The organism is Acidovorax sp. FG42, from assembly GCF_057809195.1.
Genome location: NZ_JBMDJM010000001.1, coordinates 164,928 through 191,142 on the forward strand (window position 1 = coordinate 164,928; position 26,215 = coordinate 191,142).

22 protein-coding genes and 2 pseudogenes are annotated in these 26,215 nt (G+C 65.4%); 18 read left to right on the forward strand and 6 right to left on the reverse strand.

Annotated elements, in window-relative coordinates; translation table 11 throughout:
• Positions 1-55 precede the first annotated feature (55 nt).
• The 10 genes from ACODSM_RS00780 to ACODSM_RS00825 all read left to right on the forward strand — a co-directional run bounded on the left by ACODSM_RS00780 (position 56) and on the right by ACODSM_RS00825 (position 9,868).
• Positions 56-898, forward strand: a complete 843-nt coding sequence (locus ACODSM_RS00780; RefSeq protein WP_488804003.1) for an ABC transporter ATP-binding protein — start codon at positions 56-58, stop codon at positions 896-898.
• The gene (locus ACODSM_RS00785) at positions 895-1,785 is read left to right on the forward strand and encodes a branched-chain amino acid ABC transporter permease (protein WP_488804004.1); all 891 of its coding nucleotides are present in this window, start codon (positions 895-897) and stop codon (positions 1,783-1,785) included. The genes ACODSM_RS00780 and ACODSM_RS00785 overlap by 4 nt, the downstream gene beginning before the upstream one ends.
• Positions 1,786-1,795: 10 nt before the next feature.
• Positions 1,796-2,833 carry a branched-chain amino acid ABC transporter permease gene (locus tag ACODSM_RS00790; protein ID WP_488804005.1) on the forward strand — a complete coding sequence of 346 codons (1,038 nt, stop codon included), beginning with the start codon at positions 1,796-1,798 and terminating at the stop codon, positions 2,831-2,833.
• A gap of 17 nt (positions 2,834-2,850) precedes the next feature.
• The gene (locus tag ACODSM_RS00795) at positions 2,851-4,032 is read left to right on the forward strand and encodes an ABC transporter substrate-binding protein (RefSeq protein ID WP_488804006.1); all 1,182 of its coding nucleotides are present in this window, start codon (positions 2,851-2,853) and stop codon (positions 4,030-4,032) included.
• A gap of 13 nt (positions 4,033-4,045) precedes the next feature.
• On the forward strand, positions 4,046-4,864 hold the full coding sequence (locus tag ACODSM_RS00800; RefSeq protein WP_488804007.1) for an ABC transporter ATP-binding protein: 819 nt from the start codon (positions 4,046-4,048) through the stop codon (positions 4,862-4,864).
• Entirely contained in the window at positions 4,861-6,660 is a 1,800-nt protein-coding gene (locus tag ACODSM_RS00805) for an AMP-dependent synthetase/ligase (RefSeq protein WP_488804008.1), read from the forward strand. Before ACODSM_RS00800 ends, ACODSM_RS00805 begins: the two co-directional genes overlap by 4 nt.
• An 86-nt stretch (positions 6,661-6,746) precedes the next feature.
• Positions 6,747-7,580, forward strand: a complete 834-nt coding sequence (locus ACODSM_RS00810; protein ID WP_488804009.1) for an enoyl-CoA hydratase/isomerase family protein — start codon at positions 6,747-6,749, stop codon at positions 7,578-7,580.
• An 86-nt stretch (positions 7,581-7,666) separates the two neighbouring features.
• Positions 7,667-8,074, forward strand: coding sequence for a hypothetical protein (locus ACODSM_RS00815; protein WP_488804010.1), 408 nt, complete (start codon positions 7,667-7,669; stop codon positions 8,072-8,074).
• 232 nt (positions 8,075-8,306) lie between these two features.
• Positions 8,307-9,080, forward strand: coding sequence for a pirin family protein (locus ACODSM_RS00820; RefSeq protein ID WP_488804011.1), 774 nt, complete (start codon positions 8,307-8,309; stop codon positions 9,078-9,080).
• 32 nt (positions 9,081-9,112) lie between these two features.
• Positions 9,113-9,868: a gamma-glutamylcyclotransferase gene (locus tag ACODSM_RS00825; RefSeq protein WP_488804012.1), complete on the forward strand. Its 756-nt coding sequence runs from the start codon at positions 9,113-9,115 to the stop codon at positions 9,866-9,868.
• 28 nt (positions 9,869-9,896) lie between these two features.
• Here the strand turns inward: ACODSM_RS00825 and ACODSM_RS00830 are convergent, their stop codons facing one another.
• The gene (locus ACODSM_RS00830) at positions 9,897-10,967 is read right to left on the reverse strand and encodes a recombination-associated protein RdgC (protein ID WP_488804013.1); all 1,071 of its coding nucleotides are present in this window, start codon (positions 10,965-10,967) and stop codon (positions 9,897-9,899) included.
• 334 nt (positions 10,968-11,301) lie between these two features.
• Here ACODSM_RS00830 and ACODSM_RS00835 point away from each other — a divergent pair, with 334 nt between their 5' ends.
• Positions 11,302-11,883: a Spy/CpxP family protein refolding chaperone gene (locus ACODSM_RS00835; protein WP_488804014.1), complete on the forward strand. Its 582-nt coding sequence runs from the start codon at positions 11,302-11,304 to the stop codon at positions 11,881-11,883.
• A gap of 1,317 nt (positions 11,884-13,200) precedes the next feature.
• Here the strand turns inward: ACODSM_RS00835 and ACODSM_RS00840 are convergent.
• A complete protein-coding gene (locus ACODSM_RS00840) occupies positions 13,201-18,093 on the reverse strand; it encodes an EAL domain-containing protein (protein ID WP_488804015.1) in 4,893 nt (1,630 codons plus the stop codon).
• Between the two features lie 310 nt (positions 18,094-18,403).
• Between ACODSM_RS00840 and ACODSM_RS00845 the strand changes: the two genes are divergently transcribed.
• Positions 18,404-18,862, forward strand: coding sequence for a MerR family DNA-binding transcriptional regulator (locus ACODSM_RS00845; protein WP_488804016.1), 459 nt, complete (start codon positions 18,404-18,406; stop codon positions 18,860-18,862).
• Between the two features lie 101 nt (positions 18,863-18,963).
• Complete coding sequence (locus ACODSM_RS00850) at positions 18,964-19,395, forward strand: PaaI family thioesterase (protein ID WP_488804235.1); 432 nt, start codon at positions 18,964-18,966, stop codon at positions 19,393-19,395.
• An 18-nt stretch (positions 19,396-19,413) separates the two neighbouring features.
• Here ACODSM_RS00850 and ACODSM_RS00855 read toward each other — a convergent pair whose 3' ends face one another.
• The 4 genes from ACODSM_RS00855 to leuA form a co-directional block, all read right to left on the reverse strand.
• Complete coding sequence (locus ACODSM_RS00855; RefSeq protein WP_488804017.1) at positions 19,414-20,514, reverse strand: 3-deoxy-7-phosphoheptulonate synthase; 1,101 nt, start codon at positions 20,512-20,514, stop codon at positions 19,414-19,416.
• Positions 20,515-20,701: 187 nt separating this feature from the next.
• Complete coding sequence (locus tag ACODSM_RS00860) at positions 20,702-21,208, reverse strand: C40 family peptidase (protein ID WP_488804018.1); 507 nt, start codon at positions 21,206-21,208, stop codon at positions 20,702-20,704.
• 122 nt (positions 21,209-21,330) lie between these two features.
• Positions 21,331-21,834, reverse strand: a complete 504-nt coding sequence (locus tag ACODSM_RS00865; RefSeq protein WP_488804019.1) for a GNAT family N-acetyltransferase — start codon at positions 21,832-21,834, stop codon at positions 21,331-21,333.
• A gap of 11 nt (positions 21,835-21,845) precedes the next feature.
• Positions 21,846-23,534, reverse strand: coding sequence for a 2-isopropylmalate synthase (leuA, locus tag ACODSM_RS00870; protein ID WP_488804236.1), 1,689 nt, complete (start codon positions 23,532-23,534; stop codon positions 21,846-21,848).
• Between the two features lie 449 nt (positions 23,535-23,983).
• Here leuA and ACODSM_RS00875 point away from each other — a divergent pair, with 449 nt between their 5' ends.
• The 5 genes and pseudogenes from ACODSM_RS00875 (at position 23,984) to ACODSM_RS00895 (ending at position 26,215) form a co-directional block, all read left to right on the forward strand.
• The gene (locus ACODSM_RS00875) at positions 23,984-24,337 is read left to right on the forward strand and encodes a YciI family protein (RefSeq protein WP_488804020.1); all 354 of its coding nucleotides are present in this window, start codon (positions 23,984-23,986) and stop codon (positions 24,335-24,337) included.
• A 171-nt stretch (positions 24,338-24,508) separates the two neighbouring features.
• The gene (locus tag ACODSM_RS00880; protein ID WP_488804021.1) at positions 24,509-24,925 is read left to right on the forward strand and encodes a YciI family protein; all 417 of its coding nucleotides are present in this window, start codon (positions 24,509-24,511) and stop codon (positions 24,923-24,925) included.
• Positions 24,926-24,948: 23 nt separating this feature from the next.
• A pseudogene (locus tag ACODSM_RS00885) lies at positions 24,949-25,098 on the forward strand (polyketide cyclase); the annotation flags it as partial.
• A gap of 249 nt (positions 25,099-25,347) precedes the next feature.
• Positions 25,348-25,731 (forward strand): annotated as a pseudogene (locus ACODSM_RS00890) (SRPBCC family protein); the annotation flags it as partial.
• Positions 25,732-25,807: 76 nt separating this feature from the next.
• Positions 25,808-26,215 (forward strand): VOC family protein, encoded by a 408-nt coding sequence (locus ACODSM_RS00895; RefSeq protein ID WP_488804022.1) that lies wholly within the window; start codon positions 25,808-25,810, stop codon positions 26,213-26,215.

Below are 26,215 nucleotides of genomic sequence, written 5' to 3' on the forward strand. Positions count from 1 at the left end.
TGGGTTCCATCGAAATTTCTGTCAAAAGCTGCAGTCAACCCGTATTAGAAAGCCAATGGAGACAACCCCTTCCGGCCCCGCTGCTGCCACGCCCCTGCTACAGGTGCAGGGCGTGACCCTGGCGTTCGGTGGCGTGAAGGCGCTGACCGGCGTGGGGTTCGATGTGTTGCCTGGCTCCATCACCGCCGTCATCGGCCCCAACGGTGCGGGCAAGACCTCGCTGTTCAACACCATCTCGGGCTTTTATCGGCCCAGCCAGGGCTCCATCCGCTTTCAGGGGCAAGACATCACCCGCGTGCCCGCACCGCAGCGCGCCAAGCTGGGCCTGGGCCGCAGCTTTCAAAACATCGCGCTGTTTCGCGGCATGACAGTGCTCGACAACATCAAGCTCGGCCGCCACGCGCACCTCAAGACCAACGTGCTCGACGCACTGTTCTACCTGGGCCGCGCACGCCGCGAAGAGGCCGAACTGCGCCGCGACATCGAGGAACGCATCATCGACTTTCTCGAAATCGACCACATCCGCCACGCACCCGTCTCGGCCCTGCCCTACGGCCTGCAAAAGCGCGTGGAGATGGCCCGGGCCCTCGCCATGCAGCCGCAGATCCTGATGCTGGACGAGCCCGTGGCCGGCATGAACCGCGAAGAGACCGAAGACATGGCGCGCTTCATCCTCGATGTGCGCGAAGAATGGGGCGTGACAGTGCTCATGGTCGAGCACGACATGGGCATGGTGATGGACCTGTCGGACCACGTGGTGGTGCTCAATTTCGGCCAGGTCATTGCCCAGGGCACACCCGCCGCCGTGCAGGCCAACCCCGAGGTCATCCGCGCCTACCTGGGCACGGGCGATGTGGGCGACCTGCGCGCCAAGCTGCAGGGGGTGAGCACCGCATGACTGGCAACTTCGACTGGGCCTACCTGTTTGAGATCAGCCTCACCGGCATCGCCGGTGGCGGTCTCTACGCACTGGCCGCACTGGCTTTCGTCATGGTCTACAAGGCCACCCGCGTAGTCAACATCGCCATTGGCGAGCTGCTGATGGTGGGCGCCTACCTGTTCTTCACCTTTGCATCGATGTTCGCACTGCCGCTGTGGCTCGCCATCCCGGCTGCGGTGCTGGGCACAGGCTTGCTGGGCGCAGTGATCGAGCGCACCATGATCCGCCCGCTGCTGGGCGAGCCACCGATCTCCGTGTTCATGGTCACCGTGGGCCTGGCTTCGGTGCTGGTCGGTCTGGTCGAAATGATATGGACGGCCGATCAGCGCCGCCTGCCCGACTTCATGCCCACGCAGCCCATCGTGGTGGGGGATGCCTTCCTCGCGCCCAAGGTGTTCTGGGGCGCGTTGATTGCCATCCTGTTCATCGCGGCAGTGCTGGTGGTGTTCCGCTTCTGGCGCGGCGGCGTGGCTCTGCGCGCCACGGCCAGCGACCAGGCGGCCGCGTACTCGGTGGGCATCAACGTGCCGCGTGTGTTCTCGCTGGCCTGGGTGGCCTCGGCCATGCTGGCAGCCATCTCCGGGATCATCGTGGGCTCGATTGGCGGCATCTCGTCCAGCATGGGCGTGTTCGGGCTGTCGGTGCTGGTGGTCGTCATCGTGGGCGGGCTCGACAGCGTGCTGGGCGCGCTCGTCGGGGGCATCCTCATCGGCCTAATCGAGGCGCTGGCCGGGGCCTATCTGGGCGGCGAATACAAGCTGCTGGCCACCTTCATCGTGCTGGTCGCAGTGCTGCTGGTGCGGCCGTACGGCCTGTTCGGCACCCACGAAATCGAGAGACTGTAAGGCCGACCCCATGCGCATCGGAACCCTCAAGGAAACCTACATCGCCGACGCGGCGCTGTTCGACTCGCGCACGCAAAAAGTGTGGTTGGCCGTGGGCGCTGCGCTGCTGGTGCTGTTCCCCTTCATGGCCAGCGACTACTGGCTGTACCTGGCCTGCCTGGTCAGCATCAATGTGGCAAGCAGCACAGGCCTCAACATCCTCACGGGCTACACGGGCCTCGTCAGCCTGGGGCAAGCGGCCTTCATGGGCCTGGGCGCCTACACCGTGGCCGTGCTGGAAACCAAGGTGGGCATGCCCTTTGTCCTCAACCTGCTGGCCGGTGGCTTTGTCGCCATGTTGGGTGGCATCGTGGTGGGCATCCCTTCGCTGCGCGTGAAGGGGCTGTACCTGGCAATTGCCACCATTGCCGCGTCGTTCATCGCGCACTTCATCTTTGCCAACTGGAAGTTCACCGGTGGCACCGGCGGCCTGAGCGTGCCGCCCGCCAAGCTGTTCGGCATGGCGCTCGACACCTCGTTCCGCCTCTACTGGCTCATCGTGCCGGTCACGATCCTGATGCTGCTGAGCGCGGCCAACCTGTTTCGCACGCGCGTGGGCCGTGCGTTCATCGCGATTCGAGACCGCGACATCTCGGCCGAGGTGCTGGGCATTCCGCTGCTGCGCTACAAGCTGCTGTCGTTTGGTCTGTCGTCGTTTTACGCGGGCGTGGCAGGCGGGCTGTGGGCGTACTTCTTTCGCGTGGTCACGCCCGAGAGTTTTCCGCTGCTCCTGTCCATCTTTTTCCTGGCGGCCATCATCGTCGGCGGCATGGGCTCCATCCTGGGCGGCATTCTGGGCGCGGTGTTCATGACCATGGTGCCCGAGCTGCTCAAGCTCGTGGTGGACATGCTGCCGGGTGGCAGCGAACTCACGGTGTTCCTCTCGCCCGTGCGCACGGTCATCTTTGGCCTGCTCATCATCGGTTTTCTCGTCTTCGAGCCCCATGGCCTGGCCGAAGTGTGGCGGCGCATCCGCCGTTTCTTCCATCTCTGGCCCTTCCGCAACTAAATCAAATGGAGACAACTATGGACACACCACGCACTTCCATCCAGCGCCGCCAACTCTTGCTCGGGGCCGCTGGCGCCGCTGCCCTCACCAGCCCGCTGTCGGTGCTGGCACAAGGCGCTGAAGAGATCGTGATCGGCGGCTCCATCCCGCTCACCGGCGTGTTCGCGTTTGCGGGGGTCGGCATCAACGCGGGCATGGGCGACTACGTGAAGATGCTCAACGACGCGGGCGGCATCAAGGGCCGCAAGGTCAAGTACGTGCCCGAAGACACGGGCTACAAGGTCGATGTGTCGGTAGCGGCGTTCAAGAAGATCACCAGCCAGAACAAGGTGAACCTGTACTACGGCGACTCCACAGGCTTCTCCAAGACCATCAATCCCGAGCTGGACCGCAACGGCAACATCCTCATGGCCGGCGCATCGTTTGCCACCGAACTCAACGACCCCAAAAAGTACCCCAACCAGTTCCTGGTCGGCCCCGACTACACCGAGATGTTCGGCATTCTGCTCAAGCACATCGCCAAGGAAAAGCCCGGCGCCAAGGTCGCCTTCGTCTATTCCGATTCGGAATTCGGCCGCGACCCCATCGAGAAAAGCGAGGCCGAAGCCAAGAAGCTCGGCCTGTCGGTGCCCATCAAGATCATGACGCCTGCCGGCAGCGTGGACGTGTCGGGCGAGGTCATCAAGCTGCGCCGCGCGGCGCCCGACTACACCATCTTCCACGGCTACATCCTCGCGCCCATCCCCGAGTTCATCACCCAGGGCAAGCAACAGGGCATGACCAGCAAGTGGATGGGCACGTTCTGGACCATGGACAGCTCCACCGTCATGAAGATGGGCGACGCCGCCGACGGCTTCATGGGCGTGATGCCCTACCGCTACTACTACGACACCGAGAAGGCGCCCATGCTGGAGAAGATCCGTGCCATGCGCCCCGAGTACCAGAGCACGGCCTACATCCAGGGCTTTCTGGCCGCCATGCTGTTCACCGAATCGGCCAAACGCTGCCTGGATGCGGGCAAGCCGCTCACGGGAGCCAACCTCAAGGCCGCGCTCAACTCCATCAAGGACTTCGACACGGGCGGCCTGATCGGCGTGCCGATCACCATCAGCGGCAATTCGATCCCCGTGGGGCGTGTGTACCGCGCAGATATGAAGGCCCAGAAGATGGTCGCCGCCTCCGACTGGATCAAGCTCTGACCTTGCTGTTGCCATGACCCAGCCAACCCCGGCCCACGTCCTCGAAGTCAACAACATCGAGGTCATCTACAACAAGGTGGTGCAGGCCCTGCGCGGCCTGTCGCTGGCCGTGCCGCGGGGGCAGATCGTGGCGCTGCTGGGCAGCAACGGGGCGGGCAAAAGCACGACGCTCAAGGCCATCTCGGGCCTGCTGGCGCTGGAGGATGGTGTGGTCGAAAGCGGCAGCATCCACTTCAATGGCCAGCCCACGGCCGCCGTGGCCCCGCAGCAGCTGGTGCGCAGCGGCCTGAGCCATGTGATGGAAGGCCGCCACGTGTTTGAAGACCTCACGGTCGAAGAGAACCTTGTGGCAGCGACCTATGCACTCACGGGGCGCAAGGATGCGACGCCGGATTTCGACCTGGTCTACAGCTACTTTCCGCGTCTGCATGAGCGGCGCAAGGGCCTGGCCGGGTACCTGTCGGGTGGCGAGCAGCAGATGCTGGCGATTGGCCGCGCGCTGATTGCGCAGCCCCAGCTCATCCTGCTCGACGAGCCCTCACTGGGCCTCAGCCCCAAGCTGGTCGAAGACATCTTCACCATCATCGCGCGCATCAACGCCGAGCGGGGCACCAGCATGCTGCTGGTGGAGCAGAACGCCACCGTGGCGCTGGCCGTGGCGCACCGGGGCTACATCATGGAGAACGGCAAGATCGTGATCGACGGCACGGCAGAACGCCTGGCCAACGACCCGGATGTGCGCGAGTTCTATCTGGGCATGGGTGGTGGCGGCGAGGCCAAGAGCTTCAAGGACATCAAACACTACAAGCGCCGCAAGAGATGGCTGTCATGACGCTCCCCGACCTCACCCTGCCCCAGATGCTGCGTGATCGCGCACGCACCGACGCGCAGCGCATCGCCATCCGGCAAAAGGACTTCGGCATCTGGAAGCCCTTCACTTGGGCGCAGTACCACCAGCGCGCCAGCCACTTCGGCCTGGGCCTCAAGGCGCTGGGCCTGCCTGCGGGCGGGCATGTGGGCGTGATTTCCGAGAACCGCATCGAATGGGTGCTGGCCCAGATGGGCGCGGGCCTGGTGGGCGCCGTGACGGTGGGTGTGTACCCCACCAGTCCCACCAACGAGGTGGCCTATGTGGTCGGCCATGCCGACATCGAGATCATGGTCTGCGAAGACCAGGAGCAGACCGACAAGCTGCTGGCCGCACTGCCCGAGCTGCCGCGCCTGAAAAAGATCGTGGTCATGGAGACCAAGGGCCTGCGCAGCTTTGCGCCCGAGGTGCGCCAGTTCATCACCACCTTTGACGAGGTGGAGCAGCTGGGCGCGGCGTCGGGCCAACAGGCGGTCATCGACGATGCCCTGGCACGCCAGCGGCTCGACGATGTGGGCCTGATGATCTACACCTCGGGCTCCACCGGCAAGCCCAAGGGCGCGATGATTTCGTACCGCAACATCCGGGGCGTGGTGCCCGGCATCGTGGACCGGCTGGAACTGTCGCGCGAGACCACCCACCTGTCATACCTACCGCTGTGCCATGTGGCCGAGCAGATGCTGACCAGCTTTGTTCCCGTGTACATCGGCTCGCAGGTGAACTTTGGCGAATCCATCCGCACCGTGCAGGAAGACCTGCGCGAGGTTGCTCCCACCATGTTCCTGGGCGTGCCGCGCATCTGGGAAAAGCTGCACGCCGCCATCCACATCAAGCTGCAAGAGACTGGTGACCTGCGCCGCGCGCTGTTCCACAAGGCCTACAACGCCTGCAAGCCGCTGGCCGAGAAGCCGCGCAGTGCCTGGAGCGCTGCCGACAAGCTCACGTATGCCGCCAGCTACTGGCTGGTGTTCCGCGCGCTGCAGAACTTCATCGGCCTGCGCAATGCCCATGTGGCACTCACCGGCGCCGCGCCTATTCCGCCCGACGTGGTGCGCTTTTTCCGCGTGCTGGGCGTGCCGCTCATCGAGGTGTATGGCCTCACTGAATCGACCGGCATGGTCACGGGCCACCGGCTCGATCATGTGGTGGTGGGCACCGTGGGCGTGCCCACGCTGGGCGTGGAGCACCGCATTGCCGACGACGGTGAGCTGCAACTCAAAGGCGACATGGTGTTTGCGGGCTACTACAAGAACTCCGAGGCCACGGCCAGCAGCATCGTGGATGGCTGGCTGCACACGGGCGACGTGGTGCGCGAAGAGCAAGGCCAGATCAAGATCGTGGACCGCCTCAAGGACATCATGATCACGGCCGGCGGAAAGAACCTCACGCCGTCCGAAATCGAGAACACGATGAAGGGCAGCCCCTTCATCAAGGAATGCATCATCGTGGCCGAGGCGCGCAAGTTTGTCGGTGCACTGGTGATGATCGACTACGAGACCGTGGGCAAGTGGGCCGAGGCGCGGCGCATTCCGTTCACGCACTACCGCTCGCTGGTGGAACACCCGGAGGTGCGCGGTCTCATTGACGCCGAAATCAACCAGGGCAACCAGCGCCTCGCGCAGGTCTCGCAGATCCGCAAGTTCCACCTGCTCACCAAGGAACTGGACCACGACGACGGCGAGGTGACCGCAACGATGAAAGTGCGCCGCGCAAGCATCTACAAGACCTACGCGGCCGAGATCGAGGCGCTGTACCAATAGCCCAGGGCTCAGCGCATGGGGACCTATTCACTATTAAAACAGGAGCTGATAGCGCAATATCCACTAGCGCTTGAAGCGGATTGGACATGAAAAATACCGCCACAGACCCTGCAGCAGCCGCTACCGCACCGTCCGCGCCCGCCCCACAGCCGCCCCTGCTGCTGGAGCGCCACGGCGCCATCGCCACGCTGCGCTTCAACCGGCCCGAGGCACTCAACGCCATCGACGTGCCCATGGCCAATGCCTTCCTCGCCGCCGTGCAGGCCATCGCTGCCGACCCCGGTGTGCGGGCCGTGGTGCTGCGTGGCAACGGCCGGGGCTTCATGGCCGGGGGCGACCTGGCCACGCTGCGCGCCGACCCGGTGCAGGGCGCCATCGACATCCTCACGCCGCTGAACCAGGCACTGCTGCTGCTGGCGCAGATGAACGCGCCCGTCATCGCGCAGGTGCACGGTGCGGCCGCCGGCGCGGGGTTGAGCCTGGTGCTGATGGCCGACTATGTGATCGCTGCAGAAGGCACACGCTTCAACCTGGCCTACATCAACCTCGGCACCAGCTGCGACGTGGGTGCATCGTGGGCGCTGCCGCGCATCGTGGGCTTGCGCCAAGCGCTGGAGATTGCGTTACTGGGCGAGGCCTTCACCGCGGACGATGCGCTGCGCCTGGGCCTCGTCAACCGCGTGGTGCCCGGCGCCGAGCTGGACAGTGCCACCACCGCCCTCGCCCAGCGCTTGGCCAGCGGCCCCACACTGGCCTACGGTGCGATGAAGCGCCTGATGCGCGCGTCGATGGACCACACGCTGCCAGAGCAACTGGCCGCTGAAAAGGGCGCCTTTGTGCACTGCGCGGGCACCGAAGACTTCCGCGCGGGGGTGGAGGCGTTTCACCAGCGCCAGAGCCCGCAGTTTGTGGGGCGGTAACGCAAGCGCAACTGCATCGCCGGCAGCCGCTTTCTTGTCTTCAAGCAAAGCCCTTACACTCCCGCCAAAACGGAGGGAGAGAGGGTATGAAGCCATCACGCCAACAAGGCAAGCTGCTGTTCAAAATCGCGGGCGTCCTCGCCGGGGTCGTGTTCGTTGCTTTTGGAATGCAGGAGCGGTCCGAGCTTTCCAGAACGCTCAAGCTCGGCAAACACACCGTGGTCGAGCCCATCACGCAGTACACAGAGTTCAAGAAAAGCGGTTCTTCCACCTACACCGCCGAGTTCCACTACCAGACCGACAGCGGCCAGCAAATGGTGGTGAAACACAGCTTCCCGGAAGAGATCCTGGCCGAATTCAAGGCCCATCGCCCGGTCGAGACCGCCTACATGCCCAACGACCCTAGCAGTTTTGTTTTTGTGAAGCAGCAGTCTTCATGGACGCTCGTGGCGGTGGGCGGTGCATTGATGCTGGCAGCCCTGCTGCTGGCCTGATCGACGGTTCGACCTTCCGCACGACACGCTCCTTGTGCAAGGGTCGGGCTGGGTGAACGCCCCGACCCACAGCATTGGACTGAATCGCGGAACAGTGAGTTGAGCCGCCAGCCATTGATGGCGAACCCGTCGGCCCTTAGAGTGACGCCATGGCGACGACCACCTACACGGCTCCACGCACTCTCTGGCCCCTGCGGCGCAACGCGGGGACGGGCACCCCAGCAACCAGGCCATGATCACCGTCCGTCCCTCCTCCGAACGGGGCCGGTCTTCCACCGGCTGGCTGCACAGCGCCCACAGCTTTTCGTTTGGCGACTACTTTGACCTGCGCCACCAAGGCCATGGCAATCTGCTGGTGCTCAACGACGACACGGTGGCGCCCGGCAAAGGCTTTGGCACACACGGGCACCGCGACATGGAGATCGTGAGCTATGTGCTCGACGGCGCCCTCGCTCACCAGGACAACCTGCACGAACGTGCCGGCCAACAACCTGGGGCCCCAGCGGCCTCGGGGGCGCCAGGGGCTGATTCGGTGGCGGCTCCCACCGGCATCCTGCACCCGGGCGACGTGCAGCGCATCAGCGCAGGCTGGGGCGTGCGCCACAGCGAGTTCAATGCGCTGGCCGACCAACCCACCCATTTCCTGCAGATCTGGATCAAACCGCTGTTCACCGGCATACGCCCCAGCTACGCGCAAAAACACTTCCCGCCCGCAGACCGCCGGGGCCGCCTGGTGCGCATTGCCTCGCGCGGGGGAGAAGACGGCTCGGTGAGCATGAACGCCGACGCCTCCATCTGGGCAGGCCTGCTGGATGGCAGCGAAACCGCCACCCAAGTGCTGAACCCTGAACGCCTGGCCTATGTGCACGTGGCGCGGGGGGCGGTGCAGGTCAACGGCATCGCGCTGTCTGGTGGCGATGGCGTCTTGCTGGACGGCGAAAACTCGCTGGCCCTGCACAAGGGCCACCACGCCGAGGTGCTGGTGTTTGACCTGGCGCGGCGTTGAAACACGTCACCCCAACGCATGGAACTGGCCCCATGACCCCCGACATAGCCTTCCTTCACCTGCCTGAGCTGCAAGGCCGGCTGACCCCCGCCCATGCCTCGGGCCTGCGCCTCACCGACGAGGTGCTGGCCGAGTGGGACGCCCAGGCGCGCTACCAGGGCCTGCCCGCCCACTGGCGCCTGCCAGATATCGAGGTTGAGCAATCCCGCCGCGAGGTACTTGCCGCCATCACGGCACAGCAGCAGGATCTGTGGGTGTTTGCCTATGGCTCGCTGATGTGGAACCCCGGCTTTCACTTTGGCGAAGTGCGCCGCGCCTGCTTGCCCGGCTTTGCACGCCGCTTTGCGCTGAGCACCACCATCGGCCGGGGCACGCCCGATTGCCCGGGCCTGGTGCTGACCTTGCAGCGCACGAACGACGCTGATCAGGTGGGCTGCGAGGGCCTCGCATTCCGCATTCCGGCACCGCTGGTGGAGGACGAGTCCCGCATGCTGTGGCGGCGCGAGATGATCACGGGTGCCTACTGTCCGCAACTGCTGCCGTTACCAACGCCACAAGGCGAGGTGCAGGCGCTGGTGCTGGTCGCCAACACGGCCCACGCCCATTACCGGGGCGACCTGTCCCTGCAGGCCACGGCCGCAACCATTGCCACCGCCTGTGGGCGCATTGGCAGCAACCGGGACTACCTGGAGCAGCTGGTACAGCAGTGCGAGGTGCTGGGCATTGAAGACACCTATGTGCGTGAACTGGCGGCGTTGGTGGATGCCGCCTGCGGCCGCAGCCGGTGAAGCCACCATGGCCCGGCGGGCCACGGTGTCAGAACGGTGCCGAGTCCGGGTCGGTATCGACGGGCACTTCACGGGGACCGGTCACCGCGCCACCCCCAGCCACTTTGCGCGCCGGGGCAGAGGGTGCTGGTGCAGCCATCGGTGGCCGTGATGCCGCTGGAGCAGTTTCAGCCCGGTCGCTGGCCACGGCCTGCGCTGCGCTTGCCACCCCACTCTCCGACTCTCCTCCCAGCGCCTCGATCAGGTCCGGAATCAGCTTGACCAGTTCGCCCGTGGCGATCGCCACGTCAGTGTCAAAGCCGCCATCGTCTGCCTTGGTGCCTTCAAACACCGTGTCCAGGAACAACACTTTCTTGATCTGCAGGCCTTCGGTGAGCATGAAGCTCACGCGGTCGTCCCAGGTGAGGGCGAGCTTGGTCGGCAGCTTGCCGGCGTCGATGTGGGCCTGCACCTCCTCGATGTCCAGTGGGTGGCGGGCGTAGCGCACCACGGCTTTTTCTTCGTTGGCGCTTTTCAATTCGCACTCGCGGTCCACCGTGAAGCCCACGGGCGGCTCCTGCTCCTTGAGCCAGTGGGCCATGGCGGCCTGCGGGCTGGTCTGGGTGTCGAGCAGCGACACCGACAGGCCGGGCAGCGATTCGACCAGCAGGGTCACCACTTCATCGGCGCGGCCCTGGCTGGACGTGTCCAGCACCAAGAGGCGCGAGGCCGTATCGATCCAGATCCACATCGAGCCTTGTTTGGTGAAGGCCATGGGCAGCAGGTCCAGCTTGGCCTCGTCTTTGAGCTCCTTGCTTTCCTTCTTGCCGGGCTTGCGGCCGGTTTCCTTTTCGATGCGTTCGGCCTTCTCCTTGACCTTGCGCGCCAGCACGCTGCCGGGCAGCACCTTGGTCTCGACCATGAAGCGCAGGATCCACTGCCCGCCCACCGATTCGACCAGGGGGCCATGCAATTCACCCCGGGGGGGCACCCAGCCCAGCGACTTCTCCTGCGTGGCGCCACATTCCTGGAAAGGGGCCTTGGCCAGCGCTTCTTCCACTTGCGTCAACTCGACCTGCCATTGCGGAGCAATGCGGTACACGATCATGTTCTTGAACACGGAAAACCTTTGGTTGGGGTCGCTGCGAACAACGACACGGACACGGAACCCGCCATTGTCGGCGGTCGCCACCCTGGCGCCGGGCCGCTGGGGCACGGACAGCCCTTGGAGGACTGAAAACGCTACACAATCAATAGCAATCAGGGCATATGGCACCAGCGCATCGTCCACTATTTGCCCCAAATGATTCTGGAGGCGGCTTTGCAAGCGTTCGCCGCAACTTTACACAGCCTCACCCAACGCGCACGGTGGCGATACGTGGGCGGCAGACACTGGACTCCAATCGCTGAAACGGTCGTTGCAGCGAGCTCACCACCGCGAAAGGACTTCCAACATGGCCTCCCGTTTATCTCACCCCCTCTCCCACCGTATTGCTGCCACTGCCCTGCTCGCCGCCATGGCCTTGCCTGTGCTGGCCCAGCAACCCCCTGCAGCGCCTGCAGCACCCACCGCGCCCGCCAAGGCCGCCGAAGGCCGCCATGAACGCCACCACGGCGACATGGCGCAGCGCCACGCCAAGCGCCTGGCAGACCTGAAAGCCCAGCTCAAGCTGACCCCTGCCCAGGAATCGGCCTGGACCACCTTCACCTCGGCCATGCAGCCCGGCGAACGCCCCGCCCGCCTGGACCGCCAGGACATGGACAAGCTGACCACGCCGGAACGCATCGACCGCATGCGCGCAATGCGCGCCCAGCATGCCGCCGAAGCCGACCGCCGCGGCGAGGCCACCAAGGCCTTCTATGCCACGCTGACGCCCGAGCAGCAAAAGACCTTTGATGCCCAGGCCCACCGCGGCCGCCCCATGGGGGGCATGCGGGGTGGTGAAGGCCGCCACGGGCATGGTGACCACCATGGCGGCATGCGGGGGGGCGAAGGCCGTCCGGGCCCTGCCCCCACGCCTGCACCCGCCAAGTAAGGCATAGCCCTGAACTGGGGCGACAGGCGCTGGAGCCTGTAGTCGCCCAGGGACTGTTTCAAGGCCCTCCGCCGCTTCCTCCCCCGCCAACCCGGCGTTCTACAAAGAACGCCGGGTTTTTTCTTGGACGGTCCCGCTCCGGAGGGTGCCTTACGGGGCCATGAGACGAGCCAGGGAGCGCAACTCTATGCCGCTGTGGATAACCCTGGGCACATTTTTGGCACAACCAGGCAGTTATCCACACAAAACGCCGCCGCCCGAAAGTTGTTGTCGGCGAGCCCCGCACTTAGCGCGCGCCGCCCCACATACTTTGCAGCGACGCAAGTGCGCGCCAGCGTTGAAGAAAAAGCGCTTGTCCACACAAACAGGCGTTCTCTACTACTACTGCTATTTATATATAAAGCCTTTAAAGAATAACCAGAACTCCCAATCTGGGCACCTTTCCACCGCCGGTGACCGGCCCATCGGCCGACTGGACAACCTGACAGACAGGCGATTGCTGCCGGAATGGGGCAGTAACGGCTCAGCCTGTGCGGTCCTGTCCGGTGGATCGCTCACACCGTTGAGAGGCTGCAAAAGAAGTTGCTGGTGGGGTCCGATGCCTTTCACGCCACACCAGCGGATGCAATGCTTCCGCCACCTGGGGCACCCCATCCGCCTTCAGCCAGGAGGGAGGGCCCTGTCCCACCAGCTTCGCCCGAACCCTTGCAGCCAAGGAGAAGGAGCATGGTTTCCACTCATTTGCTATTAATTAATGAGCATTCAGGGCATGAAGCTGTAGCGCTCCCCGTCGTTTTGGGTCCATTTCCTGCCACAGATGCCCGCGGTGCGTAAAACTGGGGATAGTTTTGGCACAACCGGGTGCTTATCCACAAAAAACTGCGTGGCACCGCTTTTGTCCCCGCTCGGGAGACAACGGGAGCAGGGCGGGGTACACAGGGTTGGCAGCGGACTAAGTGCGCGCCAGCGCTGGCAAAAATGCAGTTGTCCACACGCCGGGCCGCCCTCTACTACTACGACTATGTATTTATAAAAGACATAAGAAGAAGAAGACAGAGGACAACTGGGGCCACGCACACGGCGGGGTTGGATGAAAGCCGCACCCACATGCCGGGCGTACCAGTGCTGGCCCAGGATCCAAGATGCGATCTGGAACCGCCCAGAAGGCCGTGGACGGCCTTGGGCGCAAAAGCAGGCCCAGGGGGCCGAAACAGACCCACAGGCCGCTCACGGGCCTCCTGAGGCCCTCAGAAGGGAGTTAGGGGGTTAAGAGGCTTGGGATGTGGACAAGCGCCGGGAACACCCGGCGGGCGCCGCTTACGCCTGCGAGGTGCGCAGGAAGCTGTCCAGGACGTCCACCGACAGCGCCTTGCTGAACAGGTAGCCCTGGTAGAGCTGACAGCCGGCGCGGGCCAGCAGCTCACATTGCTCGGGCGTTTCCACGCCTTCGGCGATCACTTCCAGCCCCAGGCTGCGTGACAGGCCGATGATGGTGTCCACAATGGCGGCGTCGTTGGGGTCGGTCAGCAGGTCGCGCACAAAACTCTGGTCGATCTTGAGCTGGTCGAGCGGCATGCGCTTGAGGTAGCTCAGGCTGGAGTAACCTGTACCAAAGTCATCCAGCGAGAAGCCCACCCCATACGACCGCAGCGCGGTCATGGTGGCGATGGTGGTTTCCATGTCTTCCACCAGCAGGCTTTCGGTCAGCTCCAGCTTGAGCTGGGCCGAGGGTGCGCCGGTGATGGCCAGCACGCGGGCCACGTCGTCCACAAAACTGGCATGGCGGAACTGGCGCGAACTCACGTTCACGGCCATGGTCAGGTGCGACAGGGCCGGGTCGCTCTGCCAGCTGGCCAGCAGCTTGCACGCGGTGTGCAGCACCCAGCGGCCCAGTGGCAGGATCAGACCCGTTTCTTCGGCCAGCGGAATGAACTGTGCGGGCGACACCATGCCGCGCTGCGGGTGGGCCCAGCGCACCAGCGCCTCCACCCCCACGCAGCGGCCCGACTGGTGGATCTGCGGCTGGAAGTGCAGCAAAAACTCTTCCTGCATCAGCGCCGAGCGCAGGTCGGTTTCCAGCCCCGCGCGCGCCGTGACCACGGCCTGCATGTCGGGGTCAAAAAAGCGCAGCGTGTTGCGGCCCGCCGTCTTGGCCTGGTACATGGCCAGGTCGGCCTGCTTGAGCAGCTCGCCCACCGTGGTGCGCTCGCCGGTGAAGGGCGCAATGCCGATGCTGGGCGTACTGCGGTACTGGTAGCCCTGCAGCGCATAGGGCACGGCCAGCATGGCCAGGATCTTTTCACCCACGCCCCGGGCGTGCAGCGCCAGCTCGTGCGGCTTGGGGCTGAGTTCTTCCAGCATGACCACAAACTCGTCACCCCCCAGCCGGGCCACCGTGTCCACGCTGCGCACGCAGGTGTTCAGGCGCTGCGCTACCTGTTGCAGCAGCAGGTCGCCCTGGTCGTGGCCCAGGGTGTCGTTCAGGGTCTTGAAGTTGTCGAGGTCGATGAACAGCAGCGCCCCGCCCTGCTGGCGCCGCTGCGCGGTGGCCAGGGCCTGGTGCATGCGGTCCATGAGCAGCATGCGGTTGGGCAGGCCGGTGAGCGCGTCGTAGAACGCCAGGCGCTGGATCTCGCGCTCGCTGGCCTTGCGCTGGCGGATATCGGTGTTGATGGCCAGGATGGACTGCGGCTGGCCGTCGTCGCCGCGCACCAGCGTCCAGCGGCCTTCCACCTCGATGGTGCTGCCATCGCGGTGGCGCTGCACGATCTCGCCCGTCCACTCGCCCTGCTCCAGCACCGTCTGCGTGGCGTGCCGGAAGTGCGTGGGGTCGTCGTACAGCAGCGTCTCGATGGACTGCCCCAGCGCCTGCAGCTGCGACCAGCCGTACAGGCGCTCCGCGCTCTTGTTCCAGAAGATGATGCGGTGGTCCAGGTCGCGCACCAGGATGGCGTCCTGCGCCTTGTCCAGCAGCGAGGCCTGGTGGCGGATGCGGATATCGGCCAGCTGCCGCTCGATCTCGGCCGACGCGCGCGAGGCAAAGATCTGCAGCGTGGAGGTGATGAAGTCCGTGTCCGCAATCGCGTGGCGGAACAGCACGAAGACGATGCCCACCACCTCGCCGTCGGCATTGCACAGCTGCTGGCCCACATAGGCCTGGGCACCCACCGCGCGCAGCACGGGGGCTTCGGGGTACAGCTGCTGCACCTTGTCGGTCACCACATGGGTGCGTTGCGACATCAGCAACAGACTGGGTGTGCCATCCAGGCTGTATTCGTCGTTGGGCAGCATCTGGCCGTCGAGCACGGCCGCCAGAGTGACCACCCGGGGCGCCTGGCCCTGGGACTGCGGCAGCAGCCGCACCACGCAGCCGCCTTGCGCATCCAGCGCATCGGCCATGTTGCGCACCAGCTGCACAAAAAATTCGGTGCCCGTGCTGGCCGACACGGCGGCCGCCACCTTGAGCACCGAGGCCTGCAGCCGCTGCTGCGCCTTGTGCGCGCGCAGGCTGGTGATGCCGATGGCGAGGTCGTTGGACAGCTCCTGCAGCAGCGCGGCCTCTTCGGGGCTGATCTGCAGCACGTCGGGAGCGTACAGGTACAGCAGGCCAAAGCTGCGCTCTTGTGCATGGTCGCGCGCATGCTCGCGCAGCGGCAGGCAGATCACGCCGTGAAAGCCATGCTCCAGCATGCGCTCGGTCCAGTCGGCAAAGTCCCCTTCGGTGCGGATGTCCTGCACGATCACCGGCTGGCCGGTGCGCACCGCAATGCCCGCCGGGCCCCGGCCATAGGGATCGTCGGCCGACCAGCTCAGGTGCAGGTTTTCCAGGTAGTTCTGGTTGTAGCCCGCATGGGCCACCGGGCGGATGGATTTGCGCTCGTCGTCCATGGCAAACCCCACCCAGCCCATGCGGTAGCCACCGATGTCCACCGCAATCTGGCAGATGGCCTGCAGCAGTGCGGTCTCGGACGTGGCGCGCACCAGGGTCTCGTTGCACGCGCTCAGCAGGCGCTGGGCGCGGCCCATGCGTGCCAGCTCGCGTTCGGTGCGCAGGCGTTCGGTCACGTCGGTGGCCAGCACCTGGCGGGCCGGGCGCCCATTGAAGCTGATGCTGCCCGCCGTGATCTCCACATCCATGAAGCTGCCGTCCTTCTTGATGTGGCGGCTGATGACGGGCTTGTTGCGCTGGTCCATCGGAACGGCGCGGATGTTGGCCTCGACGTTGGGGCGCCGGTCAGCGGGCCACAGATCCAGCATCGACATGGTCAGCAGCTCGGACTCGGTGTAGCCGTAGTGGCGCTCCATCGATCGGTTCACGGCCTGCAGCTGCAGGGTTTCGCGGTCGTACACCCACATGGGATGCGGGTGCTCGTCAAACAGCATGCGGTATTGCTGCTCGGACGCATGCAGTTGCCCGGCCACGTGCCGCAGCTGCACCATGGCACCCAGCGACTCGGTCAGGATCTCCAGGTGCGCCACATCGCGGCGTGAAAACGCATTGACCTTGTCCGATGTGACCTTGAGCGACCCGACGATGGCGTCGCCACTGCGCAGCGGCACCGCCATCACCGACCGCACGCCGTGGCGGTGGGGCATCGACGCCATGTCCCAGCCCTCGGCCTCGGTGTCGTTGCACACCACGGTCTGGCCCTTGCTGAGCGCGGGCCAGAGCAGGCTCTGGTCCACCGCCAGCAGGTTGCCCACCGGGCGCACGTGGTCACCGGCCGACGCCTGCGCCACCAGCTGGCGGCCTTGCAGCAGCTCCACCATGGCGCCGCGCGCTTCGGTCTGGCGCAGCACGGTGCTGGCCACCAGCTGCAGCACCTCAGGCAGCGGCATGTCCAGCGACGAGATGCGCTGCTGCACCTGCAGCAGCTCGGCATGGTTCTGTGCGTCGCGCTGGGCGTCCAGGTCGGCCAGCTTTTGCGCGCTGATGTCGGTCATGCCGCCCACCATGCGCACGGCCTTGCCCTGCAGGTCGCGGATGAGGAAGCCCCGGTCTAGCACCCAGGCATAGCTGCCATCCTGGCGGCGAAACCGATATTCGTCCGACCAGTGGTTGGCCGTGCCGTCGATGGCTGCATGAATGCCTTCGAGCACTTCTTCGCTGTCATCGGGGTGCAGCCGCAAGGTCCACGAGGTGCTGTCCGGCGGCAACTGGTCGAGCGGCACGCCGAACAGGGTCTGCATGCCCTCGTTCCACCACATGGCATCGGTGTGCAGGTTCCAGTCCCACACCGCGTCGGCCGTGGCGCGCGAGACCAGGTGAAAGCGCTCTTCGCTTTCACGGCGGGCCTGCCGGGCCTGGTGCTGGGCCGAGATGTCCTGAAACGCCCCCTGAACCCGCATCATGCGGCCTTCGGCATCGCGCACCGCCTGCCCGGTGGTGCGCACCCAGAAATGCCGCCCTGCCGGTGTGACGAGTTCGGCCTCCAGGTCAAACGGTGTGCCGTGGCGGATGCAGCTCTCAAACGCTGCCTGCATGGCCTGCCGGTGCGGGGGCAGGTACAGCTCCATGATCTGTTCCACCGAGCCCACACGCCCCGCAATGCCGAAGGCTGCGGCGATCTCCTGCGACCAGTTCAGCTGCAGGCTGGGCAGCTCCACAATCCAGCCGCCAATGCGGGCCATCTGCCCGGCCACGCGCAGGGTCTCGCTCTGGGCCAGCAGTTCGGCATGCATCTTGTCGCGCTGCTGCACCAGGTCGGCCAGCACCTGCTTTTGGCGGCGCAGCTCCAGCTGCACCATGGCCTGCTCGGCCAGTATGCGCAGGCCCTCCAGCTGCTCGGCCTCGATGTGCCGGGGGATGGAGTCCAGCACCGCCAGCGTGCCCAGCGCCTGCCCTTCGGGCGTGACCAGCGGCACGCAGGCATAAAAGCGCACATGGGGGTCCTGCGTGACCAGCGGGTTGTGGGCAAAAACCGGGTGCTTGTGCGTGTCGTTGACCACCATCGGCTCGCGACTGCCGCTCAGCGCATGTGCGCAGAACGCTATCGCGCGCTCGGTCTCCCTGAACGGTACACCGACTGCGGCCTTGAACCACTGCCGGTCGCTGTCCACGAAGTTGACCACCGCCATGGGGCACTGGCACACGCGCGCGGCCAGCGTGGCCAGCTGGTCAAAGCTGTCTTCCGTCGGGGTGTCGAGGATCGCGTAAGACTGCAGTGCCTGGAGCCGTGCGGCCTCTGCGGTGGCTTGCGCTGGTGGCATGGTCAGTCCACCGTGGCGCCGCTGCGCACGCAGCGGCCCAGCCTGGTCAGTGCGACCAAGCCATGGGTGGCAGGGCGGAGTAGCGTCGGCAAGGCAATCGGGCAGTAGAGGGAGCGTGCAATGCGGCTGCACCGCGCGCTCAGGTTCACAGCGCCACAGGCACTGTGGCAAAGAGTGTGAATGCTACACCGCACGGCCCTTGCTGGCGACCTGCGCCCATGGGGGTTTGCCCCAAAAAAACACAGTGTTCTGACCTTGCGCAGTCACCCAGGCAACCTTCGCGCAACGCGAGGCTTGCTAACGTGGCCCCATGCAGATTTCCGAACTCGCACAACAGGCCTCGGTGTCCGTCCACGCGCTGCGCCACTACGAGCGGCTGGGCCTCATCCGCCCGGACCGCCGGGCCAACGGCTATCGCGACTACCCGGCCCGCATGCGGCGCGAGGTGGTGTTCATTGCCATGTCGCGGCAGCTGGGCTTCAGCCTGCCGCAGATAGCGCTGCGCCTGGACGAATACCGCGCCGGCACCCTGGGCATTGATGACATGGTGCAGGCCTTGCAGGAGCGTGTGGACGCGATCGACCAGCAGATCGCTGCGCTGCAGTCCCAAAAATCCACCGTGCAGGCGCACCAGGCCTGGTTGCGCAACCCGTTGCGCCAGCAGCCGCAGCGGTCGTCATCTGCGGCGCGGCAAACCCGCTCGGGCACCGCCACAACACCCGCCAGACCCTGGCCGCGTGTGCGCGGACCGGCAGCCCGCAAGCCCTAGCCCACGGGCCTGCACAACCCCCTCAGCAGGAGACAACCCCCATGACTGTTCCACCGACACCCCAGTCCAGCGATACCGACTCCCACCCACCCCAAGCCATGATGGAAGCCTTGAAAGGCATGGTGCTGGCCATGCCCATGGCCCGCATGCTGGGGCTGCGCTTTGTGCATGCCGAGCCCGGGCGGGTGGAGGTGGAGATACCGGTGAGCGAGGCCTTCAGCTTTCGCCCCGGTCAGTTGCAGGCCACGGCCGTGTTTGCGGTGGCCGACTTTGCGGCGGTGGCCGCGGCAGGCAGTGTGTTGCCGCCCGGCTGGACCAATGCCACCGTGGACACCACCCTGAAAATTGTGGCCCCCGCGCAGGGCGAATGCCTGCGGGCGCGCGGCCGTGTGGTGGATGCGGGGCGCCTGCTCACCGTCTGTGCTGCCGATGTGTGGGCAGTGGACGGCAGCGGCAAGGAGCGGCTGTGCGCCACGCTGCTCGCCACAGCGCGCAACATCGACACCGGCGCCCCACGCCCGTCCCGGGGCTGACCGCTGCTGCGGTGCCCGTCAGGCTTTCTGGCGCCGTGCCCGCACGGCCGCGGCCAGCCCTTCGAGCACTGGCACGGTCTGCGCCATGCTGATGCAGGCATCGGTCACCGACACGCCTTGCGCCAGCTGCTGGCCGGGCACGATGTCCTGGCGGCCTTCCTGCAGGTGGCTCTCGATCATCAGGCCGGTGATGCGTGCGTCGCCAGCGGCAATCTGCTGCGCCACTTCTGCCGCCACGGTGATCTGGCGCTGGTGCTGCTTGCTGCTGTTGGCATGGCTCACGTCGATCATGACCTGCTCGCGCAGGCCGGCGGCCTTGAGCACAGCGCAGGTCGCATCTACATCGGCAGCGCTGTAGTTGGGCTGCTTGCCACCGCGCAGGATCACGTGGCAGTCCTGGTTACCGCGCGTTTCAAAAATCGCGGCCTGGCCCATCTTGGTCATGCCCATGAAGGCGTGCGCGGCGCTGGCCGCCAGGATGGCGTCACTCGCCACCTTCACGCCGCCATCGGTGCCGTTCTTGAAGCCCACGGGGCAGCTCAACCCGCTGGCCAGCTGGCGGTGGCTCTGGCTCTCGGTGGTGCGCGCGCCGATGGCGCCCCAGCTCACCAGGTCACTGATGAACTGCGGCGAGAGCAGGTCCAAAAATTCGGTGCCCACCGGCAGTCCCAGCGCCAGCACATCCAGCAGCAGCGCACGCGCCATCTCCAGCCCTTCGTTGATGGCAAAGCTGCCATCGAGGTGCGGATCGTTGATGTAGCCCTTCCAGCCCACGGTGGTGCGCGGCTTTTCAAAATACACGCGCATCACGATGAGCAGGTCGTCCTGCAGCGCATCGGCCTGCACCTTGAGCTGGCGCGCGTAGTCCATGGCCTGGCCATGGTCGTGGATGGAGCAAGGCCCCACCACCACGATCAGCCGGTCGTCCTGCCCATGCAGGATGCGCGAGATCGCAGCGCGGCTGGATTCAACCAGGGTCAGCGCCGCATCGGGCGTGGGCAGCCACTCTTGCAGCAGCGCAGGCGTGATCAATGGGCGCACGGCCTTGATGCGCGTGTCATCAATGCGGGTGGTGTCGTGGGTGGAGATGGGGGTGGCGGAGCGGTGTGCGTGGGTCATGGTGGTCCCGATTGTCGCGGAGCCCGGTCACAGGCCGAATTGGGCCACCTGCCAGATACCGGCGCGGCCCAGGCCAGAGACGCAGAGCAAGAGCCGCCCCGCAGCGAGTGCGTCGTCCCCCTGCCCGCAGCGCGCAGCGGTGCGAGAGGGGGGGAAGCGGCGTAGCCGCTCAGGGGGGTGTCCGAATTCAAGGTCTGCGGAACGCCGCATTCTGCCGCGCCCAGTGGCGCGACTGCAGGTGGTCCATGCGCACCGTGCCGCCCGTGGACGGCGCATGCACAAACCGCCCTTCGCCCACATAGATGCCCGCATGGCTGGGCTGGCGGCCCGTGCCAAACACCACCAGGTCGCCCGCGCGCAGCTCGCTGCCGTCGATGGGATAGCCCCAGGTATTGAGCTGCGCCACCGTGCGCGGCGGTGGTGTGCCCACCTGGTTGCGGTACACGTAGCCGATCAGCCCGCTGCAATCAAAACCCGAGTCTGGCGTGTTGCCGCCGTAGCGATACGGCGTGCCCACCAGGCCCAGCGCGTGGATGGCGATGTCGTGTGCCTGCTCCGGCGTGAGGGGCGGCGCCGTGCGTGTGGAAGCCTGCGGTGGCGACGAGGGGGACGGAGGCCGCGATGTACTGCAACCGGCCAGCACAAGCAGGGCGGCGGTGCAGGCGGCAAGGCTCAGGCTGTGAAAGGCGCGCATGGGCCCGAGGTTACTGGACTTACGCGGCTCCCTGCACTTTACCAAGGCTCCCCAAGGTCTTTGCGCGCCAAGCCTTGCGCAGGCCGTTGGCAGTGCCTGAGAAAACCCCCTGTCGATCCCCGTCAGAACGGGGTATTCCCTGCGGCCTGTTTGTACGCCATGCTGGATGCATCGCTGGCGCGCCGCATCGGAATGAATGCAACCCCGTGGGTTTCCACCCTGGGACCCGTTGCCAAAAAACCCATGCGCTCATAGAAACCCCGGGCATGGGGTGTCGCGTTGACTGTGATGCCCGGTGCAGGGCCGGTAGCGATATGGGACAGGGCGTGTTGCCACAGTTGCTGCCCGTAGCCAAGTCCCTGGAAAGCCTCGGCCACAAACAGATGGAACAGGTGGCAGTCCTCCCGCACCACCACGACGCCCGCCAAGGTGTTGTCGCATGTCCACCCCACCCAGGTCTTGAACGACGGACTCTGCAGCCGTTGCGCCACCGCCTCCGGCTGCAGAGTCTGTAAAAACACCTCCGCACCTCGCCCGTCTTTGTCCAGTGTGAAGAAGTGCGCCACCGACAACGCAAGCGCGCTGATGGCGGGCGCATCCCGGGTCGATGCGGTAAGGATTTCCATGCGGGTTTCGGTCACACGGCCAGGGACGTTGCTTCTGGATGCAACGCAGGCCGCCGCGCCATCAACCGGTTGGCCACGCTCACAATCGCTTGCACCGAGGCGGTCACGATGTTGTGGCTGGCGCCTGCCCCAAAGGTGGAACCTGCCACGCCGTCCATGGCTGCTTCCACAATGGCCAGCGCCTGCGCGTTGGCGCCCGTGCCGGTGGCGCGTTCCTCGTAGTGGTCCACCCGCAATGGCAGGCCGAGGGCGTCCACCGTGGCGGCAATCGGCCCGTTGCCCTGGCCGCGCAGAGTCTGGCGCGTGCCGTCGATGGTAACGTCCAGCTCGATGCCCTGGCCGTCTTCATCAATGTGGTGGCTGTGGCAGGTGATGGCGTTCTGCGCGGAGCCGTGCAGGTAGGTGGCCTGGAACAGGCTCCACAGCGCATCGCCCGTCATCTCGCTTTCGCTCGCGTCCGTCTGGCGCTGCACCACGGCACTGAACTCCACCTGCATGCGGCGCGGCATGACCACGCCATGTTCACGTTCGAGCAAGAAGGCAATGCCGCCCTTGCCCGACTGGCTGTTCACCCGGATCACGCTGTCATACGTGCGGCCGAGGTCGGCCGGGTCGATGGGCAGGTAGGGCACTTCCCACAAGGCGTTCGGGTCTTGCGCAGCAAAGCCCTTCTTGATCGCGTCCTGGTGCGAGCCCGAGAACGCGGTGAACACCAGGTCGCCCGCATACGGGTGGCGTGGATGCACGGGCAGTGCGGTGCATTCTTCGGCAATGCGCGCGACCGAGGTGATGTCCGAGAAGTCGAGGCCCGGGTGTACGCCCTGCGTGTACATGTTGAGCGCCAGCGTCACGATGTCCACATTGCCGCAGCGCTCGCCGTTGCCGAAGAGGCAGCCTTCCACGCGGTCGGCGCCGGCCATCATCGCGAGTTCTGCCGCCGCCACGCCCGTGCCCCGGTCGTTGTGCGGGTGTACCGACAAGACGATGTGCTCGCGCGGGCTGAGGTGCCGGTCCATCCACTCGATCTGGTCGGCAAACACGTTGGGCGTGGCGTTCTCCACCGTGGTCGGCAGGTTGATGATGATGGGGCGGCCAGGGCCTGCGCCCCAGGTGGAGATGGCGGTCTGACAAGCCTTGAGCGATACGCTGAGTTCGGTGGCGCTGAAGGTCTCGGGCGAGTACTGCAGGGTCCACTGCGTTGCGGGCTGGGCGTCGGTGAGCTGCTTGAGGTAGCCCACGTGGTGGCCGATGAGCTGCATCACCTGCGTCACGTTCATACCAAACACGATGCGCCGCCATGCGGGCGCGGTGGCGTTGTAGAGGTGCACGATGGCGCGGGGTGCGCCTTTTACCGCTTCCACCGTGCGGGCGATCAGGTCCTCGCGCGACTGGGTCATGACCATGATGGTCACGTCGTCGGGGATCAGGTTCTCGTCGATGAGGCGGCGCACAAAGTCAAAATCGATCTGCGACGCGGCTGGAAACCCGACCTCGATCTCCTTGAAGCCGATGCGCACCAGCTCGTGAAAGAGCTTCATCTTGCGCTCGCCGTTCATGGGCTCGAACAAGGCCTGGTTGCCATCGCGCAGGTCGGTGGAGAGCCAGATGGGCGCCTGGGTAATGCTGCGGGTGGGCCATTGGCGGTCGGCGAGCGCAATGGGGGCGATGGGCTGGTACTTGGTGGCGGGCTTGGCAATCATGAGTGGCTCCACGAACGGTGTGTGCGGTGTGCCCATCAGGCACGGTGCACGGGTCAATCGGAATCGAAAGAAATCAAAACGAATGACATCCCCTGCAGCCCTTTGCGTGTGCAAAGGCTGGTTCGCGGGCCGGGGTCAGGGGGAGATCAGGTGTTGCGCTGAGCGAATCAGGCAACGAGGGTGGCGAACGCAGGCAGACCCCGGCCAGGCACTAGGCCTAGCGATAGGGTGGATAGAAGCATGCTGCGTTGCATAGGGAGCCGAAGATAGCACAGCGATGCCGCAGCGCGCAACCCTTTGCATGAAATCTGTCGATGGCGCTGGTCATACATGCCCTATTAGCTATTGAAAACAGAGCAAACAAGGCTGTTAGCATGGCACCTTTGAATGCCCCAGCGCTGCCACCGCCAAGGGCGGCTGGCACGATGGGCTCTGATCCAGGAGACCCCATGCCTTACCTCTTGCTCATCATGGAACCCCACGGCCAGCGTGCTGAGCGGGGCCTGGCCGGTGGCCAGGAGGCCTATGCGCGCATGCAGCGTTTTGGGGCGGGTCTGCAGGCTCGCGGCCTGTTGCGCGCCAGCGAGTCGCTGGCCTCGACCGAGCAGGCCGTGCGGCTGCAGGTGCGCGATGGGCAGACCCGCCTGACCGACGGGCCGTTTGCCGAGACCAAGGAAATGGTGGGCGGCTTCTTTCTCATCGACTGCGCCACGCGTGACGAGGCGATTGCCATCGCCCGCGACTGCCCAGCCGCCGAGTGGGCCACGGTGGAGGTGCGCGAGCTGGCGCCCTGCTACCAGTAAGCGAGCAAGCGCAGTCCCGGCGCAGCGGCGCCCCGGCAGCAGGCCGCAAAAAATTTTCCGGAATTTTCCGGATCGCTGTCGAAAACGCGAGACCCCGTTCGTCGTACAGAGGAAGGCCATGCATTGCGCTGTGGCCCGACCTTGTATCCACGACTTCTGGAGGACTTTCCCATGCGCTTCATGATCATCATCCAAGCCACCGCCGAATCCGAACAAGGCTGCATGCCGACCGCAGCCCTCATGACCGCGATGGCCCGCTACCACGAAGAACTGGCACGCGCGGGCGTGCTACTGGACGCCAGCGGACTGCAGCCGACCGCCAAAGGCTGGCGCGTGGGCTACGGTGCCAGCGGCACGCGCACTGTCACCGACGGCCCGTTCACCGAGACCAAAGAGCTGATCGCGGGCTACACGTTGATTCAGGTGCGCAGCCGTGACGAGGCGCTGGAATGGACCCGCCGCTTTCCCAATCCGCGCGGCGAGGGCCTGGAAGCCGAGATCGAAGTGCGCCAGCTCTATGAGATGGAAGACTTTGCCGGCGTGGATGGCGTCGAACAGTTCCGCGACCTCGAAGCCCTGCGCGGCTGATGCCCAGCGTGAAGGACATTTCCATGATCAAGACCATCGCCCTCGTGTTGCTGGCGGCCCTGGCGCTGCTGCTGGCCTTTGCAGCCACCCGCCCCGACACCTTTCGCGTGGAACGCAGCCGCGTCATTTCGGCGCCGCCCGAGCGCGTATTCGGCCTCATCCACGACCTGCGTTAGGGCCTGTTCACCTTATTTTTGCCAGATGCGTTGCGATGCCCAAGGGCCAGGCGCAAGGCGCCAAACGAAGCTTGGCAACGCCGCGGATGGCCCTTGGGCATCGCAACCCGGAGGGAAGGCCTCCCCCGCCACACCACTCGTCGTTGCGGTCCTAGCCAAGGCCCCGGCCTTGGCGTCGTCGCGCGCCTAGATTGGCATGACGGGAGAGGCCTTCGCACTGGCAAAAATAAGGTGAACAGGCCCTGGTTCAACACCTGGAACCCGTATGAACGAAAAGACCCGGCCATCCAGGGCCAGTACAGCGCCGCCACCAGCGGCCCCGGCGCCCGCTACGCCTGGCAGAGCAACAAGGTGGGCGTGGGCAGCATGGAGATCGTCGAGGCCACCGCGCCCCGCCGCGTGGGCATGAAGCTCGACTTTGTGAAGCCCTTAGAAGCGCACAACCAGGTGGAATTCACCCTGCAGCCCGAAGGCACAGAGGCCACCCGCGTCACCTGGGCCATGCAGGGCCCCGTGCCCTACCTGGCCAAGATCGCCCACCTGGTGTTCAACATGGACCGCATGGTGGGGCAGGACTTTGAGGAGGGCCTGGCCAACCTGCAGGCCGTGGCGCAGAAGCCCGCCCCATGAACGCGTGCCACCGCTGCTTCCCCTTTGCCAAACCCTTCGTTTCCATTTACCGTCATCACCCTTCTGGAGAGTCGTCATGCATGCACAGATTTTCGTGAACCTGCCCATCGACAACATGGCCCGCTCGCAGGCGTTTTTCCGCGCCCTGGGCTACGAGTTCAACCCCCAGTTCACCAACGACCAGGGCGCCTGCCTGGTGGTGGGCGAGAACCTCTTCGTGATGCTGCTCGTCAAGAGCTTCTACCAAACCTTCACCGACAAAAAGATTGCCGATGCACGCACCACGTCGGAGGTGCTGGTGTGCCTCTCGTGCAGCAGCCGGGAAGAGGTCGATGCTCTGGTGGACAAGGCCGTGGCCGCAGGCGCCACCACGCCGCGCCCGGCGCAGGACCTGGGCTTCATGTACTCGCGCAGCTTTGACGACCTGGACGGCCACACCTGGGAGTTTGTGCACATGGTGGACGCGAGCCAAGCCCTGGGCTGA

Excerpts from the sequence above, each read along its gene's own strand:
- ACODSM_RS00845 (WP_488804016.1), top strand. The coding sequence starts at position 18,404 with ATGCAGATTTCCGAACTCGCACAACAGGCCTCGGTGTCCGTCCACGCG.
- ACODSM_RS00780 (WP_488804003.1), top strand. The coding sequence starts at position 56 with ATGGAGACAACCCCTTCCGGCCCCGCTGCTGCCACGCCCCTGCTACAG.
- ACODSM_RS00795 (WP_488804006.1), top strand. The coding sequence starts at position 2,851 with ATGGACACACCACGCACTTCCATCCAGCGCCGCCAACTCTTGCTCGGG.
- ACODSM_RS00840 (WP_488804015.1), bottom strand. The coding sequence starts at position 18,093 with ATGCCACCAGCGCAAGCCACCGCAGAGGCCGCACGGCTCCAGGCACTG.
- ACODSM_RS00790 (WP_488804005.1), top strand. The coding sequence starts at position 1,796 with ATGCGCATCGGAACCCTCAAGGAAACCTACATCGCCGACGCGGCGCTG.
- ACODSM_RS00880 (WP_488804021.1), top strand. The coding sequence starts at position 24,509 with ATGCGCTTCATGATCATCATCCAAGCCACCGCCGAATCCGAACAAGGC.
- ACODSM_RS00860 (WP_488804018.1), bottom strand. The coding sequence starts at position 21,208 with ATGCGCGCCTTTCACAGCCTGAGCCTTGCCGCCTGCACCGCCGCCCTG.
- ACODSM_RS00865 (WP_488804019.1), bottom strand. The coding sequence starts at position 21,834 with ATGGAAATCCTTACCGCATCGACCCGGGATGCGCCCGCCATCAGCGCG.
- ACODSM_RS00835 (WP_488804014.1), top strand. The coding sequence starts at position 11,302 with ATGGCCTCCCGTTTATCTCACCCCCTCTCCCACCGTATTGCTGCCACT.
- ACODSM_RS00825 (WP_488804012.1), top strand. The coding sequence starts at position 9,113 with ATGACCCCCGACATAGCCTTCCTTCACCTGCCTGAGCTGCAAGGCCGG.
- ACODSM_RS00895 (WP_488804022.1), top strand. The coding sequence starts at position 25,808 with ATGCATGCACAGATTTTCGTGAACCTGCCCATCGACAACATGGCCCGC.
- ACODSM_RS00785 (WP_488804004.1), top strand. The coding sequence starts at position 895 with ATGACTGGCAACTTCGACTGGGCCTACCTGTTTGAGATCAGCCTCACC.
- ACODSM_RS00815 (WP_488804010.1), top strand. The coding sequence starts at position 7,667 with ATGAAGCCATCACGCCAACAAGGCAAGCTGCTGTTCAAAATCGCGGGC.
- ACODSM_RS00855 (WP_488804017.1), bottom strand. The coding sequence starts at position 20,514 with ATGACCCACGCACACCGCTCCGCCACCCCCATCTCCACCCACGACACC.
- ACODSM_RS00875 (WP_488804020.1), top strand. The coding sequence starts at position 23,984 with ATGCCTTACCTCTTGCTCATCATGGAACCCCACGGCCAGCGTGCTGAG.
- ACODSM_RS00805 (WP_488804008.1), top strand. The coding sequence starts at position 4,861 with ATGACGCTCCCCGACCTCACCCTGCCCCAGATGCTGCGTGATCGCGCA.
- leuA (WP_488804236.1), bottom strand. The coding sequence starts at position 23,534 with ATGATTGCCAAGCCCGCCACCAAGTACCAGCCCATCGCCCCCATTGCG.
- ACODSM_RS00820 (WP_488804011.1), top strand. The coding sequence starts at position 8,307 with ATGATCACCGTCCGTCCCTCCTCCGAACGGGGCCGGTCTTCCACCGGC.
- ACODSM_RS00850 (WP_488804235.1), top strand. The coding sequence starts at position 18,964 with ATGGAAGCCTTGAAAGGCATGGTGCTGGCCATGCCCATGGCCCGCATG.
- ACODSM_RS00800 (WP_488804007.1), top strand. The coding sequence starts at position 4,046 with ATGACCCAGCCAACCCCGGCCCACGTCCTCGAAGTCAACAACATCGAG.
- ACODSM_RS00810 (WP_488804009.1), top strand. The coding sequence starts at position 6,747 with ATGAAAAATACCGCCACAGACCCTGCAGCAGCCGCTACCGCACCGTCC.